The sequence below is a fragment of the Brevundimonas sp. AJA228-03 genome, from assembly GCF_017795885.1.
Classification (GTDB): Bacteria; Pseudomonadota; Alphaproteobacteria; order Caulobacterales; family Caulobacteraceae; genus Brevundimonas.
Window position 1 is genome coordinate 2,492,735 of sequence record NZ_CP059297.1, and the last position, 15,169, is coordinate 2,507,903.

Sequence of the window (15,169 nt, forward strand, 5' to 3'; positions counted from 1 at the left end):
GTTTTCTCATTTTCACGCACCGACGGTCGGCATCGTCATCGCGTACAGAGACTGGAACACGACCATGAAGGCCGATACGCACCCCGACTACCACTTCATCACCGTCACCCTGACGGACGGCTCGACGTACCAGACGCGGTCGACCTACGGCAAGGAAGGCGATGTGCTGAACCTGGACATCGATCCGTCGACGCACCCGGCCTGGACCGGCGGCAACCAGCAGATGCTGGATCGCGGCGGCCGCGTTTCGCGCTTCAACAACAAGTTCGGCGGCTTCATCAAGAAGTAGTCGCAAACTGCGGCACGGACGACACGAAGGGCGCCGGTTTCTCGACCGGCGCTTTTTGTTTGGGCGGAAGGTCGATAACATGCGGCGGTTCGATGCCGGGGCGCGAACGCCGGGTTCAACACGGCGTCGAACACAGAGCGACACGACCATGAATCGACGTGAATTGACCCTCGGCGTGGCCGCGGCGGCGTTGGCCGGCGGGGCCTCGGCCCAGACGGTCCCGGCGCAGCCGGCCCCGGCCAATTCGATCAACAGCCCCTATTACACCGCCTATAGCGACCAGATCGATCGCCTGCCGCAGGCCGTGCAGGCGGACGTGCGGGCCTTCTACGAACTCAACGGCTGGCGCCCGGTGTGGAACGCCGACCGTCTGCGCAAGCTGAACGAGGCGTCGAACCGCGCCGAGCGTCATGGTCTGGCCAGGTCGGACTTCTTCGATTTCGTGGAGCTGGCCGCCGACCCCGACAGCGCCGAAGTCCGGACCACGGGCGCGGCCATGGCCTATGCCGACGTTCTGGCTCGCGGTCGGGTGCGGCCGGAATCGGTCGAAGAGCTGTGGGAAATGCAGAAGAACGTCGTCGATCTGCCCGCCGGGCTGAACGACGCAATGGTCCAGAACAAGATCGTCGAATGGTTCAACGGCCTGGCCCCGACCGACATCGGCTACAACAATCTTTCGGCCGGATACGTCCGCTATCGCCGCATCATCCGCAACGGGGGCTGGGCGCGGTTCCGCGCGGGTGCCGCGATCGAGCCGGGCAACAGCGACACCCGCGTGCCCATCATCATCCAGCGCCTGGTGGCCGAGGGCGACCTGTCGGAGGCCGACGGCGCGCGCCTGACAGCCCAGGGCCTGGTCTATGGACCCGAGCTGCAGACGGCCGTCCGGGGCTTCCAGGCCCGGCACGGCCTCGCCCCCGACGGCCGGATCGGCGCGGGCACCCAGAGCTCGCTGGGGGCCTCGGCCGAGGACCGGGCCCGCCAGATCGCGCTCAACCTCGAACGTCGTCGCTGGCTGAAGCGCGAGCTCAGTCCTGAACGGATCGAGGTCAACACCGCCGCGGCCATCATGGTCTACTGGAAGGACGGCCGCCCCGTTCACTCCAACCGCGTCGTCTGCGGCGCGCCGGCGACCCAGACGCCGAGTCTTGAAAAGCCGTTCGCCTCGGTCGTGGCCAATCCGCCCTGGTATGTGCCCGCCGGCATCGCGAGGCGCGAGATCCTGCCGCGCGGACCCGCCTATCTGGCCAGCCAGAACATGTATGTGCAGAACGGCCAGGTCATCCAGCGCGCCGGCCCGACCGCCGCGCTCGGCTATGTGAAGTTCGAGCTGCGCGACAGCTACGCCATCTTCCTGCACGACACGCCGTCCAAGGCGGCTTTCAACCTGTCGGTCCGGCAACGCTCGCACGGCTGCGTCCGCGTGCAGAACGCCGTGGAGTTCGCGCGCATTCTGCTCGCGCCCGATCCGGCCCTGCTGGCCGAATTCGATACGGCCCAGCAAACCCGCCAGACCCGGCGCATCCAGACCGGCCGCGAGATCAACGTGCGCCTGCTCTACTGGACCGCCTTTGTCGATGGTCAGGGCCGCGTGGCCTTCCGCGAGGACATCTATCGTCGCGACCAGACGCTGGCCGAGGCCCTGGGCATTGCCGTCAGCCTGCCGACCGTCGTCGATGACGGCGCGCGCGTCGCCAACGACGTCGGGCCGTAGGATCTAGAGCCGGAACGCCGCTTCCAGCAGGCCCATCTGGCTCAGCACCGGATTGGCGTCGAGCTCGCCCGGCGCGTCCAGATACAGGCGACGATCCAGATACAGCACCCGGTCGTGCAGCTTCTCGGTCCGCACCAGGTATTCGACCAAGGCGATGGGGATTTCCGGATGCGTCGGCTCCGTCTCGACCTTGCGCTCGGTCAGTCGATAGCGGGCGTCGCAGGCGGCCTCGGGCGCCATGTCGCCCTCGCGGACGGCCCGCTGCACCAGGAGCCAGGACGCGATCTGCATCAGCCGGGTCGTCAGCTTCATGCTCTCGCCCGCATAGGCCAGGGCCGAGGCGCGCGACAGCAGCCTTGATTCGCGCCGTCCGTCGCCGTCCAGATAGGCGGCGGTCTCCTCGACCAGGTCCATGCCTTCCTGAAAGGTCCGCTCGAACAGTTCGGAACGCGCGAAATCGCGCACCTCGCCTGCCCGGGACCGCACTGCCGACTGTTCCTCGTCGCTCGCCATCAACTCAACCATACTCATGAAAACGATCGACGTCCGCTGTTTCGACGAGCCGCATCGGGACCGCAGCCGTTTGGACTGCAACGGCCATGCCACGGATCGGATCGAGGCGGAATGCCATCAGGAGCCGAAGTTGAACAGGGCGTCGGCCGCCGACTTCTTGGCGTTCTTGCCGGCGATCGCGGCCCTGGCGCGGTCGATCTCGCCGGTCAGGGTCTCGATCCGTTCGTTCAGCTCCTCGACGGAATAAAGGTCCAGGTCCTCTCGACCCAGCGCCGTCAGCATCGCCCCGCGTTGCGGCCGGGGATCGAGATCTTCGAAACTCATCGTCGCCTCCTTGGCCATCATCGGAAAACGCCCCATTTGAGCGCCCGGACACGGACGATTGCAAGACAGGGAACGCCGCATGCGGGTGATCGAGATCAAAGGCGGCTCCGGGCCGGCCGACGCGCTGCAGATCGGCGAGCGCCCGGAACCGCAGGCGGGTCCCGGCGAAATCCGCATCCGCGTCGCCGCCGCCGGGGTGAACCGGCCGGACCTGTTGCAACGGATCGGGGCCTATCCGCCTCCGCCGGGGGCCTCGGACATCATGGGGCTGGAGGTCGCGGGCACGGTCGATCAGGTCGGAGCCGGCGTATCCCGCCGGGCGCTCGGCGACCGGGTCTGTGCGCTTCTGGCCGGAGGAGGCTATGCCGAATACGCCGTGGTCGACGCCCGCCATACCCTGCTCCTGCCCGACGACCTCGATTTCGTCCAGGCCGCCGCCCTGCCCGAAACCCTGTTCACCGTGTTCACCAACGTCTTCGAGGGCGGGCGACTCGCGGCCGGAGAGACCCTGCTGGTCCACGGCGCCACCTCCGGCATCGGCGTCATGGCGATCCAGATGGCCAGGGCGGCCGGGGCCCGCGTCATCGCAACCTCGCGCGGGGCCACGAAAGCCGGGGCTGCGCGCGATCTGGGCGCGGACGTCAGTCTTGACGCCACCTCAGGCGACCTGGCGAAGGGCATCGCCGATGCCGGTGGGGCCGACGTCATCCTCGACATGGTCGGTGCAGACTATGCCGGGCTGAACCTGGACGCGCTCAGGCCCTTCGGCCGCTGGGTCGTGATCGCGACGCTGACCGGCGGCCTGTCCCGGATCGAGCTGGGCAAGGTCATGATGAAGCAGGCGACCCTGACGGGTTCGACCCTGCGCCGTCGCCCGGCGGACGAAAAGGCGCGGCTCGCCGCAGCCATCGAGACGCACGCCTGGCCCTGGGTCGCGTCCGGCCGGATCCGGCCGCCGATCGATGCCACCTTTCCGCTGGACCAGGCCGGTCTCGCCCACCTCCGGCTGGAAGCGGGCGAGCACGTCGGCAAGATCGTCCTGACGGTCTAGTAGCGACCGCCGCCGCGCAGGGGGCGCATCGAGGAGATGCGGTCGTTCAGGCCGGTGGTGTTCAGGTTGCGCACATTGCCCTCGATGACCTGGCAGTAGCCGCGGAAGCCGGAGTCCGAACACACCTCCCACGGGCCGTTCAGCTGGATCGAGCTGATCTGGTCGTTGAAGTCCGTGTTGGACAGATTGTACTGCTCGCCCCGGAACGTCTGGAACGCACCGCGATAGTCGCGATCGGCGAAGACGGTGATGCTGTTGCGGCCGCCGTTGTTGCCGCCGTTCCAGCCGCCACCGTTGTTGCCACCGTTCCAGCCACCGCCGTTATTCCCGCCGCCACCCCAGCCACCGCCGTTGTTGCCGCCACCGCCGCCATTCCAGCCGCCGCCGTTGTTGCCGCCGTTGTTCTCGAACTCGCCGCGAACGCCCTGGCAAACCAGCAGGCCGTTGTCGTTACCGATGTCGCTGGACGAACAGGGGGCCAGCTCGATCGACGTCGACCGCGTCTGGCCCCGCGTGTCCCGGCAGTCGGCATACAGCCGACCCTGATTCACATAGGCCCCGGAACAGGACTGGGCATAGCTGCCGCGCGGCGCGCCCCGCGCCTGGGCCTCGGCCGCGTCGGGAACCGACGCGAAGCCGACCGTCGCAAGGACGGCACCGGCAGCGATGAAAGCGGGTGTCTTCATGATTTTCTTCCTCCAGGGGGGATGCCTCTCGCATCCGGTGAGCCATTGTTTTCCAGTCCGGATGAACCGTTGCTGTATAGCACTGCATGACGTCGTTTTCTTTTCGCGCGAAACGGCCTATATCGCCAGCATCAGGCGCCCGGTCGAAAGGCCGGGCGCCGTCGTATCCGGAGCCCGGGATCGCCGGGCCCTCGCACACTTTCGGGACCACCACCCATGACCGACATCCTGATGCCCAAGGCGACCGCCGTCTGGCTGGTCGACAACACTTCGCTGACGTTCGAACAGATCGCCGCCTTCTGTGGCCTGCACCCCCTCGAAGTGCGCGGCATCGCCGACGGCGACGTGGCCCGCGACATCCGGGGCGTCGATCCGATCACGGGCGGTCAACTGACCCGCGAGGAACTGGACAGGGCCCAGGCCGACGAAAGCTATCGGATGACCGCGATCGTCAGCCGTCACGCCGAACTGCTGAAGACCAACAAGCCCGCGCCGAAATATACGCCGGTCTCGCGTCGTCAGGACCGGCCGGACGCCATCAGCTGGTTCGTCAAGAATCACCCCGAGGTGACCGACGCCCAGATCGCCAAACTGCTGGGCACCACCAAGTCGACGATCGACAGCGTGCGCAACCGCACCCACTGGAACAGCCCCAACATCAAGCCGGTCGATCCGGTGACCCTGGGCCTGGTCGGTCAGTTGGTCCTGGACGACCTGATCTCCAAAGCGGCCGAAAAGAAGAACCGCGACGACGCCAAAAAGGGCGGACCGGCGCTGGAGCCGATCGCTTCGGAACCCGTCGAGCCGGAATTCGTGCCCGAGGAGCGCGAGCGTCGCACCGCCGAACCCACGGCCGCCTCCGTGTTCGGCAACCGAGAGTAGGTTTACTGCGGGTAGGCCGCGCTGCGCGGCCGGTACCAGCTGGGGGATGCGGGGGGCGCACAGTTCCGCTGCATCCCCAGCCCCTTCAGATAGGCCCGGCGCGACCGCCCGGCCTGGATCGCGGACTGCACATGTCGGCTGTGTTGTTCGGCCCCCGACAGCTGCCGGACCCAGTTCCGCCCGGGAATGAAGTCGGTCACGCTGTTGCGGATCGCATCCAGCGCCGCGCGCGCGGCCGCGTCCTGGGCCCGCTCGCTCATCAGGGTCCCGTCGTCGTGCGGCGGCTCATCGGTGTCCGGACCCAGCGCATCGTTCAGGCGGATGACCTCGGCCGCGATCGTGGTGCACTGGTTCAGGTTGCGGGTGTCATAGGGATTGCCCTCCGCCTGCAGCAGGACGGTGGGGATGAACTCGCGCCTCAGATTGAAGTCGTTCAGCGGGGCCGTGACCGCCGCGCCCACGCCGTCGCGCACCTGGGTCGCCGCCGAACAGCCCACAAGAGCCACGGCCACCAGGGCCGACATGACGCCGAGCTTCACCAAGACCGTACTCCGACCACCCCGTCCCGCACGCTTCCACCGTCATGTCCCGGAAGGCAAGACCGCACCGACGTCACGATCGACCGCGTCGGGCGCGATCGCGCGACAGAATGCGGATGGTACGTCCTCTCGGGCTCGAACCGAGGACCCTCTGATTAAAAGTCAGATGCTCTAACCAACTGAGCTAAGGACGCGCATCGCTGCTGAACGGCGACGCCGTTTCGCGGTTGCGCCTTCTGGTGCATCGCAGCAGCCGGGTCAAGGCCGGTTGCCGCTTTCGTGGATTCAGGCGGCGTTGTGCTCCGGGGCCTCGTCTTCGACGGAGGCGCACGCTTCAGCCAGGGTTTGGGCCAGCAGGACCGGATCGATCGGCTTGGTCAGGAAGGCGTAGACACCCGTCGCGTCCCAGACCGCGCGGTGCACATCCATGGCGTTGGCCGTCAGCGCAATCAGCGGCGTGCTGCGGTTCAGGTCTGACCGCCGGATCTGGGCCGAGGCCTCGAGCCCGTCCATCACCGGCATCTGCATGTCCATCAGTATGGCATCGAACCGCTGGCTCGCCGCGGCCTCGACCGCCTCCGCGCCGTTTTCGACCAGAACGAGATTGCAGCCGTGCGGCTCCAGCAGCAGGGCCAGGATCCGGCGGTTCACGGCGTGGTCGTCCGCCGCCAGGATGATCTTGCCGGCGAGAGAGCCGCTGGTGACGGCCCGACGCTTCGGCTCCGGAATGGCGGCCTCGGCCACCTCGACGGGCAGGGTCAGGGTAAAGGTCGAACCCTTGTTCTCTACGCTTGCGGCAGTCAGCTGCCCGCCCATGATCTCGGCCAGGCGACGGCTGATGGCCAGTCCCAGACCGGTACCGCCGTATTTCCGGGTCGTGCCCGCATCGACCTGTTCGAAACTGTTGAAGATGTTCGCCAGCCGATCGGCGGGAATGCCGCATCCCGTGTCTGCAACCGACACCACCAGGTGACCCGGCCCGGCCTGCCAGTCGACCGAAAGGGTGATGGCGCCATGCTCGGTGAACTTCACCGCATTGGACAGCAGGTTGAAAAGCATCTGCTGCAGCCGCAGGGGGTCGGTGCGAATGCGGGCCGGTGTCCGGTCCGAAATCATCACCTTCAGCCGCACGCTGTTGGCGCTGGCCTTGGGCTCCCACAGCCGGACCAGCGAACCGATCTTTTCGCGCAGATCGATATCGGCCATCTCCAGCTGCATCTTGCCGGCTTCGATCTTGGAAAAGTCCAGCACGTCGTTGAGCAGGCCGACGAGCACGTCACCCGCATCCAGCAGCATGGAGACATGTTCCCGCTGCTGGCGGTCGAGGCGCGTCCGGCGCAGAAGATTGGCGGCCGAGATCACGGCATTCATCGGCGTGCGAATCTCGTGGCTGACGACGGCCAGAAAGTCGGACTTGGCGGCGCTGGCGATCTCGGCCTTTCTGCGTTCGGCCCGCGCCTCGTCATTGGCTTCCTGCATGGCGCGTGTGGTCATGGAGCTCTGGCGGGCGGCGACGATCAGATGGGTCATGTACAGAACGCCACCGATGGCGATCAGCAAGTCCTGGGGCTGGCGCCCCAGAATGGCTCCCATGATCGGCAAACCCAGGAAATAGAGACCGTGAGGGATGACCGCCGACAGCAGCAGCGCTCGCATATGGTGCATATGCAGGCTGACGTGCAGAAGACCTCCGGCCACCTGGATCATGGCGAACAGCCGTCCCGCCTCGCCGGCGGTCATCCACAGATAGGCAGAGATGCCCGAGAAGATGATGACATTCAGGCTGGTGGTGGCACACATCGCCACGCGATAGGCCTGCGTGGGATTGATCTCTGGATTGCGCCGGATGGGTCGGCATACCAGCCAGTCGATGAACTGGCCCACCAGAACCGCCCCGAACCAGACGGCGGGCCAGAAGGATTTCGACAGGAAACAGGCCGTCCCGGCGATGAACAGGGCAAGGGCGATCCGCGTCTTCAGCTCACGAAAGCGAACCTGCGCGATCATGGAATAGCCGTTGGCGGTCATTGCGCACCTCTCTTCACCGAACACCATAAGCTGAAAGAGACGAAGGATTGGTTTCCGTCAGGCTGAACGGGCGTGACCCCGGCGCGGTGTCGCGTTATGGAACGGGCCGGAGCACGGGGCGTTTCGACGCCGATCCGGGGGAGATGCAGATGAAGTCATTGATGTTTGTTGCGGCGATCGGGGTGGCCGCCCTGACCCTGTCGGCCTGTGACGAGCCCTATCGGGAGGAGACCGGGACGGCGTCGCAGCCCATGGAAACGCCGGTTGCGCCGTCAGCGGCCGACCAGACCGCACCCGTCACCGACACGACCGCGCCGACGACGCCATCGACGACCACCCTGCCTGCCGACGAACGGTCTTCGGAACAGTCGGTTCAGCCGGAAAGCGAAACCCTGTTCTATTGAGCCGTTGCCGCAACGTCGTCGCGATCGGGTCTCACAAGCCGCGCCCGTCGACCGCGGGGGTCGACGATGAAGGATAGAGATTGAGGTTGTGTCGTCACCGCTACGCATTGTGCCTGTCGGCCGTCCTCGTGACGGCGTGCGGCTGGCTGGGCGGTGTTGATGACGCCCATGCCGACCCCCGGGCGCAGGTCCGGGGCGATCTGCCCGCCGATCTTCGGACCCGTCTGGTCCAGGCCATCGGCGCAGTCGACGATGCGCCGGGAAACCGTTTCGAGGCCCGACGCCGCGCCCGCGGGGCGATGGAGTCCGCTGAGGCCCTGCTGCGGTCCGAGGGCTACTACCAGTCGATCCTCGAGGACATCGTCGAGGGCGAGGACGCCCCCGTGGCCATCGTCAGCGTGCGCCCCGGCCCCCGTTTCGTCCTGGCCCCCGCGACGATCCAGTGGGTCGCGCCGGAGCCGGAGCCCGAGGTCATCCAGACGGCCCGGACCGACATCGGACTGACCCCCGGTGACCCCGGTCGGGCCGCCGAGGTCGTCGCCGCCGAGGGTCGGATCATCGCCAGCCTGACGCGCGAAGGCTATCCCGACGCCGCCACCCGGCCGCGCCGCGTGGTGGTCGATCATGCCGCCATGACGGTGCAACCGACCTTCAACATCAGCTCCGGTGCCCTGGTGCGTCTGGACGGCGTCCGCGTGGAGACCCGGGGACCGACCAATCCCGAGTGGGTCGCCAACCTGGCCCCCTGGAGCGCGGGCCAGCGCTACGATCCCGAACTGGTCGGCGAGCTGGAGCGACGCCTGCTGGAAACCGGCGTCTATGACGGGGTGGCCGTGGCCCTGACCGGCCCGGACCAGACCACGCCCGACGGCAACCGCCCGATCGTGGTGACCCTGACCGATCGCCCCCGCAGGATCCTCGAGGCCGGTGCCACCTTCTCCACCGCCGAGGGATCGGGGGTCGAAGGTCTGTGGACCTGGTACAACCGCTTCGGTCGAGCCGACACCCTGCGGTTTCAGGCGCGCATCGCCAATGTCGACAGCCGGATCGGGGCCGACCTGTCCCTGCCCCACTGGCGCGCGCCGGGCCAGACCCTGGCCCTGTCCGCCGCCGTCGTGAACGAGGACACCGACGCCTATATCCGCACGGCCGGGGTCCTGTCCGCCGACCTGCGCCAGCGCCTCGGCAAGACGTCCTGGTACAGTTATGGCGTCGGCCTGGACTTCGGCCGATACGACGAAGGCCGGTTCGATCCGGTCACCCGGCTGCCGGTCAGCCTCGATCGCGACCTCGCCCTCTTCACCGGCCGCATCAGCGCCTATATCGATCAGTCGAACGATCCGCTGAACCCCGCGAACGGGTGGCGACTGACCGTCAATATCCAGCCGACCGCCGTGGCGGGCGAGGACACCATCCTGTTTTTGCGCAGCGAGGCCCAGATCACCGGCTACCGGCCGCTGGACCCGCGCAACCGGACGGTCCTGGCAGGCCGCATGAGACTGGGCTCCATCCTCGGCGGCAGCGAGCTCAGCGCGCCGTCCGATCGCCTGTTCTTCTCGGGTGGCGGCGGCTCGGTGCGCGGCTACGAATACCAGGGCGTCGGCCCGCGTCTGCCCGACAACACCCCGCGCGGCGGCATCTCCCTGTTCGAGGTTTCCGCCGAGGTCCGCCGCGATCTGGGCCGGAATTTCGGCGCCGTGGCCTTCATCGACGCGGGATCCATCGGTTTCGACGAAACCCCGGACTTCTCGAACCTGCGCTATTCGGTCGGTGTCGGTGGCCGCTACACCCTGTCCTTCGGCCCCATCCGCGCCGACATCGCCATTCCCCTGGACAAGCGTGAAGGCGACGCCAGCTTCCAGGTCTATGTCAGCATCGGTCAGGCGTTTTGACCGATCCGGGCCCCGAAACGCCCGAGGTCGAGACGCCGACGAAGGCCGAAAGGCGCCGTCGCACGCGCCTTCAGGCCTTTGGCTTCATCGCCGGTCTGGTGCTGGTCGGTCTGGCGGCCCTCGCCCTGATCCTGGCGGTCGGCGGACGGATGTATCTGGTCTCGGGTCCCGGCCGCGATCTGATCACCAGCTTCATCGCCGGCAAGAAGATCAGCCGCTATGGCCGCATAAACGTTGAGGGGTTGACGGGCGACCTGTTCGACGACTTCACCCTGGCGCGCGTCACCGTCACCGACAGGGACGGCGTCTGGCTGGAAGCGAGCGATGTCCGCGTGGACTGGGATTTCTGGCCACTCGTCACACGCCGGTTCCATGCGACCGACATCAGCGCCCGGTCCATCCGCCTGCTGCGCCGCCCGACGCTCGATCCGCCCGACGGCAAGCCGCCGCAGCCCAGCCCCATCGGCGTCGACATCGACCGGTTCTCGGCCGACGTCGAACTTCTAGAAGGCTTTTCGAAGGAATACGGCAAATGGCGTCTGAACGGCGACGCCCTGATCCCGCGTCTCGGCAACAAGTCGGCCTCCCTGAACGCCTACAGCCGGAACCGGCCCGGCGACTATCTGCGCGTCACCACCACCTTCGGCGGCAAGATCGAGGACCTGCGCCTGAACCTTCGCGCCAGCGAGGCCCAGGGCGGTCCCCTGGCCGGGTCGCTGGGCTATTCGCCGGACCAGCCCTTCTCCGCCGTCGCCGTGGTGAATGGAGAGATCGTCAATGCCACCCTCCAGACGGGGCCGTTCGTCCCCCTGACGGTACGGGGCCGCTATGGCGTCGCGGGATCGCGGATCTCCGGCTATTTCGACTTCAGTGGCTCGGATCTGCTGGAGCCCTTCGTGCAGCGGATCGGGCGGACGGCCCGGTTCGGCTTCGCCTCGGTGCCGACGGCCGAGGACGGGAACGTCCAGGGCATGGCCTGGCGGCTGATCGCCGACAATCTGACCTCCAGCGCGCGCGGGATCATCGACCTGAAGACCCAGACGGCCGACGACGGCGTCGCCGTGTCCATCTCCACGGGATCGATGTCCCGGCTGGCGGGCACCACCATCGGCGGGGCAGCGACCTATTCGGCGATGTTCACGGGCGATGCGAAAGTCTGGAAACTCGACGGCAATGTCCGCCTGTCGAACGCCGACATCGCCAGCTATGCGGCCGGCCAGGTGTCCGGCCCGCTCGATTTCGCCGCCGACAACGGCCGTTTCACCCTGGGCGGCGACCTGTCGGTGACGGGCGGTCGCAGCGCCGGGATCGTCGGCGCCCTGCTGGGGTCCCGACCGCGCTTCAAGTTCGCCGCCGCCCGCGCGAAGGACGGCGCGATCCTGCTGGAAGACATCGACGCGCGCGGCCAGGCCCTGACCCTGACCGGCTCGGGCGGTCGCAACCTGCTGGGCGGCCTGGACTTCCGGGGCCGGGCCGAGATCACCGACGTCGGCCGCCTTCGCCCCGGCGCGCGCGGCACATTCGGCGGACCGATCCAGGCGTCCTCGGCCCGATCGGGCGCACCCTGGCGTCTGACCTTCGACGGTCGTGCCGCGCGTCTGGCCACGGGCATGGCCGAGCTGGATCGCCTGCTGGGCGCCACTCCCCGCCTGCAACTGGGCGGTGCCCTGAATGGCGGACGCATCGAGGTCGAGCAGGGCCTGCTGACGGGGGCGGCGGGCCGGGCCAGCGCGAAGGGCCTGATCGAGTCGGCCGGGCGCCTGCGCCTGGCGCTGGACTGGAATGCCCAGGGGCCCTTCGGCGTGGGGCCGGTCGCGATCGACGGAGCCATGACCGGCAATGGTGCCCTGACCGGCACCCTCGCCCGGCCCCGCGCCGACCTGACCGCGACCTTCGCCAGCGTCGCCGCCGGGGCCCTGACCCTGACCGACACCCATCTGATCCTAAGCTTCCGCAAGGGTGCGGACGCCTCGGATGGCCGCGTCGTGCTCACGGCCGGTTCGAACTACGGCCCGGCGACCGCCTCGGGCAATTTCTACCTCGGCGGCAGTGCGCTCCGCCTGACCGACGTCGATCTGAACGCAGGCGGCGTCACCGCCCAGGGGGCCCTGGCCCTGAACAACAATACGCCGTCCAGCGCGGACCTGACCTTCACCGCGCGGCCGGGGGCCTTCCTGACGTCCGGCACGGCGGAAGGCCGCATCCGCCTCACCGACGGTCCGGGCAGCGAGAGCGCCATTCTGGACGTGACCGGCCGCGACCTCAGTTTCTCCGGATCGCCCTATGTGATCCGCCGCATCAGTCTGGACGGACGCGGTACCCTCGACCGCCTGCCCTTCCGCGTCGTCGCCGACGTCGGGGGACCGACCCCGGTCTCCTTCGACGGCACCGGCGTATACGCGCACCAGGACACGGCCCGGAGCCTGACCCTGTCCGGCAACGGTCGCGTGCGCGAGGTGGCCTTCGCCACTCGCAGCCCGGCGGTGATCGCCCTGGCCGGCGACGGTCGGGTGGTCCGCGTCGACATGACGGTCGGCGGCGGCATCCTGCTGGGCGAGATGCGCCAGGATGCCGGAGCGGCCGTGATCCAGGCCGATCTGACCAGCGTCGAACTGGGCTCCATCGCGCCCGATCTCGGCGGCCGGGTCACGGGCCGGGTCTCCCTGCGCGGTTCGGGCGACGACCTGTCGGGCTCCGCCAACGTCACCCTGGCCCAGTTGCGCAGCGTCGATGCCCCGCGCGGCCTGTCGGTCGATGGCTCGGTCAATGCGACCCTGGTCAACAACACGCTGCGCATCCAGGCCAATGCGGCCGGGACCGACGCCGTGCGCGCCACCGCCGATGTCACCCTGCCGGTCGAGGCCTCGGCTGCCCCGCTGCGCCTCGCCATCAACAAGACCCGGCCCATGTCCGGCGAAGTGGTGGTCAACGGACAGATCCAGCCGATCTGGGACGTCTTCTTCGGCGGCGAGCGCACCCTGGCCGGTCAGGTCGACGGTCGCGCCATCCTGAACGGCACGATAAACGCCCCCCTGATCACCGGTCGCCTGAACCTGGCCCAGGGCCGGTTCCGCGACAATGGCACGGGCCTGGTGCTGAACGACGTCACCCTGGCCAGCCGGTTCGACGACACGACGGCGCTGATCCAGACCTTCACTGCCACCGACGGCGCGGGCGGCACCGTCTCGGGCGACGGCCGCATCGGCCTGCGCCAGGGCTCCGGCTCCAGTTTCCAGCTGGCCCTGACCCGTTTCCGGATCATCGACAACGACATCGCCCAGGGGCGCGCGACCGGCCCCCTGACCGTCACGCGCGGGGCCGACGGCAACATCCAGCTGGCGGGTCAGATGGCGATCGACGAGGCCCGGATCGAGGCCAATCCCCCGGTTCCCAGCGGCGTCACCGCCATGGACGTCGTCGAGATCAACCGGGCGGGAGGCGACCCGGCCGGGAGCGATGAGGTCACCACCCATCGCGGGCCCCAGATCGGTCTGGACATTCGTCTGCGCTCGACCGGCAATGCCGTGCGCGTGGTTGGACGCGGCCTGAACGTCTATCTCAGCGTCAATGCGCGGGTGCGCGGCACGGTCGCCCGGCCGACCCTCAGCGGCACGGCGCGGATCGTGCGCGGCGACTATGATTTCGCGGGCAAGCGGTTCGTGTTCGACGATCGCGGCTCCGTCGCCCTGTCCACCGATCCGGCGCGGATCCGGCTGAACCTGGCGGCTGTGCGCGAGGACCCGGCCCTGGCCGCCACCATCCGCGTGACCGGCACCGCCGCCCTGCCCGTCATCGTCCTGACCTCGACACCCCAGCTGCCCCAGGACGAGATCCTGTCCCAGGTCCTGTTCGGCCGCTCGGCCTCGCAGCTGTCGCCGTTCGAGGCGGCGCAGCTGGCAGCCGGGGTGGCGTCCCTGGCGGGCGGCGGCGGCTTCGACGTGATCGGCAATCTGCGCGAACTGGCCGGTCTGGACCGGCTGTCATTCAGTGGCGAGGCCTCGGCCCTGACCGTCTCGGGCGGTCGCTACATCACCGACGACGTCTATCTGGAGATCATCGGCGGAGGTGAAGGCGGCGCGGCCGTCAACGTCGAATGGCAGGTGCGCCGGAACGTGGCCATCAGCTCCCGGTTCGGCGGCCAGGGCGACGCCACCCTGTCGATCCGGTGGCGGCGTCAGTCGCGGGTGCCGGGGGCGGCCGCCGGTGATGACGACCGCCGCCCGAATCGTCCGTCAGATTAGCGGGCGCTTTCCATCTGCAGCCGGTCCAGCCGCCCGATGCCGCGAAGGCCCGCGATCAGCAGGATCAGCTGGACCACCATGACGATCAGCGACAGGGCGATCTGCCATATCGGGGTCGCCGGGATATTGGGCATGGCGCTGGCGATCAGAGGCGTCGCCGCCGTCGATACGATCCCGAAAATCACGAGGACCATGAACAGGATGGCCAGCATCTTGCCGGGGTTCCGCCACTGGACCACGCCAAGGATCAGCTGAAGCGCGGCGAACCCGCCCGCGGTCCACAGCCCGATCTGGACGCTGGCCGCAGCGGAGGCGGCACCCGCCGGATTGGCAGCGCTGGCGGCGTCCACGGCCGCCTGGAGTTCGGCAGGATTGGCCACAGCCCATGCGAGGCTTACGACGCCGACCAGTGCGCCGATGAACATGGCCACTGCGCTGGCCCGTGCCGCGCTTTCGGCCTCGGCCTCGGTGGTGATCGGGCTGCCCGGGTTGAAGGCCTTGATCCAGTCGGTCATCGAAATCCTCCCAAAATGACAAGCAGGCTTTACACTCAATCCGGACGTATCGCAAGCCTTCACCTTTCGGATCGGCCCGGCTAAGGTAAGG

13 protein-coding genes and 1 tRNA gene are annotated in these 15,169 nt (G+C 68.2%); 7 read left to right on the top strand and 7 right to left on the bottom strand.

Annotation, left to right across the window (positions count from 1 at the left end; genetic code table 11):
* Positions 1 to 64: 64 nt before the first annotated feature.
* Together rpmE and HZ989_RS12525 are read left to right on the top strand one after the other, a co-directional pair.
* Positions 65 to 289: a 50S ribosomal protein L31 gene (gene rpmE, locus HZ989_RS12520; RefSeq protein WP_183211651.1), complete on the top strand. Its 225-nt coding sequence runs from the start codon at positions 65 to 67 to the stop codon at positions 287 to 289.
* A 148-nt stretch (positions 290 to 437) separates the two neighbouring features.
* Positions 438 to 2,003: a murein L,D-transpeptidase gene (locus HZ989_RS12525; RefSeq protein ID WP_209321143.1), complete on the top strand. Its 1,566-nt coding sequence runs from the start codon at positions 438 to 440 to the stop codon at positions 2,001 to 2,003.
* A 3-nt stretch (positions 2,004 to 2,006) separates the two neighbouring features.
* Here HZ989_RS12525 and HZ989_RS12530 read toward each other — a convergent pair whose 3' ends face one another.
* Together HZ989_RS12530 and HZ989_RS12535 are read right to left on the bottom strand one after the other, a co-directional pair.
* Entirely contained in the window at positions 2,007 to 2,534 is a 528-nt protein-coding gene (locus tag HZ989_RS12530) for a DUF1465 family protein (protein ID WP_371812953.1), read from the bottom strand.
* Between the two features lie 99 nt (positions 2,535 to 2,633).
* Positions 2,634 to 2,840 (bottom strand): DUF1192 domain-containing protein, encoded by a 207-nt coding sequence (locus tag HZ989_RS12535; RefSeq protein ID WP_245162363.1) that lies wholly within the window; start codon positions 2,838 to 2,840, stop codon positions 2,634 to 2,636.
* Positions 2,841 to 2,919: 79 nt separating this feature from the next.
* On the opposite strand from HZ989_RS12535, the gene HZ989_RS12540 reads away from it, so the two are divergent.
* Positions 2,920 to 3,891, top strand: a complete 972-nt coding sequence (locus HZ989_RS12540) for an NAD(P)H-quinone oxidoreductase (protein ID WP_209321144.1) — start codon at positions 2,920 to 2,922, stop codon at positions 3,889 to 3,891.
* Here the strand turns inward: HZ989_RS12540 and HZ989_RS12545 are convergent.
* A complete protein-coding gene (locus tag HZ989_RS12545; protein ID WP_209321145.1) occupies positions 3,888 to 4,577 on the bottom strand; it encodes a beta/gamma crystallin-related protein in 690 nt (229 codons plus the stop codon). The two genes, HZ989_RS12540 and HZ989_RS12545, sit on opposite strands and share 4 nt — an antisense overlap.
* Positions 4,578 to 4,793: 216 nt before the next feature.
* On the opposite strand from HZ989_RS12545, the gene HZ989_RS12550 reads away from it, so the two are divergent.
* A complete protein-coding gene (locus HZ989_RS12550; RefSeq protein WP_209321146.1) occupies positions 4,794 to 5,459 on the top strand; it encodes a DUF1013 domain-containing protein in 666 nt (221 codons plus the stop codon).
* A gap of 2 nt (positions 5,460 to 5,461) precedes the next feature.
* Here the strand turns inward: HZ989_RS12550 and HZ989_RS12555 are convergent, their stop codons facing one another.
* The 3 genes from HZ989_RS12555 to HZ989_RS12565 form a co-directional block, all read right to left on the bottom strand.
* On the bottom strand, positions 5,462 to 5,998 hold the full coding sequence (locus HZ989_RS12555; protein WP_245162534.1) for a hypothetical protein: 537 nt from the start codon (positions 5,996 to 5,998) through the stop codon (positions 5,462 to 5,464).
* Positions 5,999 to 6,115: 117 nt separating this feature from the next.
* Positions 6,116 to 6,192, bottom strand: a tRNA-Lys gene (locus tag HZ989_RS12560).
* Positions 6,193 to 6,283: 91 nt separating this feature from the next.
* A complete protein-coding gene (locus HZ989_RS12565) occupies positions 6,284 to 8,026 on the bottom strand; it encodes an ATP-binding protein (RefSeq protein ID WP_209321147.1) in 1,743 nt (580 codons plus the stop codon).
* A gap of 149 nt (positions 8,027 to 8,175) precedes the next feature.
* Here HZ989_RS12565 and HZ989_RS12570 point away from each other — a divergent pair, with 149 nt between their 5' ends.
* The 3 genes from HZ989_RS12570 (at position 8,176) to HZ989_RS12580 (ending at position 14,563) form a co-directional block, all read left to right on the top strand.
* Positions 8,176 to 8,430, top strand: coding sequence for a hypothetical protein (locus tag HZ989_RS12570; RefSeq protein ID WP_245162364.1), 255 nt, complete (start codon positions 8,176 to 8,178; stop codon positions 8,428 to 8,430).
* Between the two features lie 86 nt (positions 8,431 to 8,516).
* A complete protein-coding gene (locus HZ989_RS12575) occupies positions 8,517 to 10,322 on the top strand; it encodes an autotransporter assembly complex family protein (RefSeq protein ID WP_245162365.1) in 1,806 nt (601 codons plus the stop codon).
* Entirely contained in the window at positions 10,319 to 14,563 is a 4,245-nt protein-coding gene (locus HZ989_RS12580) for a translocation/assembly module TamB domain-containing protein (protein ID WP_209321148.1), read from the top strand. Before HZ989_RS12575 ends, HZ989_RS12580 begins: the two co-directional genes overlap by 4 nt.
* Here HZ989_RS12580 and HZ989_RS12585 read toward each other — a convergent pair.
* Entirely contained in the window at positions 14,560 to 15,078 is a 519-nt protein-coding gene (locus HZ989_RS12585) for a hypothetical protein (protein ID WP_209321149.1), read from the bottom strand. The two genes, HZ989_RS12580 and HZ989_RS12585, sit on opposite strands and share 4 nt — an antisense overlap.
* Between the last annotated feature and the right edge of the window lie 91 nt (positions 15,079 to 15,169).

Excerpts from the sequence above, each read along its gene's own strand:
- HZ989_RS12525 (WP_209321143.1), top strand. The coding sequence starts at position 438 with ATGAATCGACGTGAATTGACCCTCGGCGTGGCCGCGGCGGCGTTGGCC.
- HZ989_RS12545 (WP_209321145.1), bottom strand. The coding sequence starts at position 4,577 with ATGAAGACACCCGCTTTCATCGCTGCCGGTGCCGTCCTTGCGACGGTC.
- HZ989_RS12550 (WP_209321146.1), top strand. The coding sequence starts at position 4,794 with ATGACCGACATCCTGATGCCCAAGGCGACCGCCGTCTGGCTGGTCGAC.
- HZ989_RS12585 (WP_209321149.1), bottom strand. The coding sequence starts at position 15,078 with ATGACCGACTGGATCAAGGCCTTCAACCCGGGCAGCCCGATCACCACC.
- HZ989_RS12540 (WP_209321144.1), top strand. The coding sequence starts at position 2,920 with ATGCGGGTGATCGAGATCAAAGGCGGCTCCGGGCCGGCCGACGCGCTG.
- HZ989_RS12535 (WP_245162363.1), bottom strand. The coding sequence starts at position 2,840 with ATGAGTTTCGAAGATCTCGATCCCCGGCCGCAACGCGGGGCGATGCTG.
- HZ989_RS12530 (WP_371812953.1), bottom strand. The coding sequence starts at position 2,534 with ATGAGTATGGTTGAGTTGATGGCGAGCGACGAGGAACAGTCGGCAGTG.
- HZ989_RS12570 (WP_245162364.1), top strand. The coding sequence starts at position 8,176 with ATGAAGTCATTGATGTTTGTTGCGGCGATCGGGGTGGCCGCCCTGACC.
- HZ989_RS12565 (WP_209321147.1), bottom strand. The coding sequence starts at position 8,026 with ATGACCGCCAACGGCTATTCCATGATCGCGCAGGTTCGCTTTCGTGAG.
- rpmE (WP_183211651.1), top strand. The coding sequence starts at position 65 with ATGAAGGCCGATACGCACCCCGACTACCACTTCATCACCGTCACCCTG.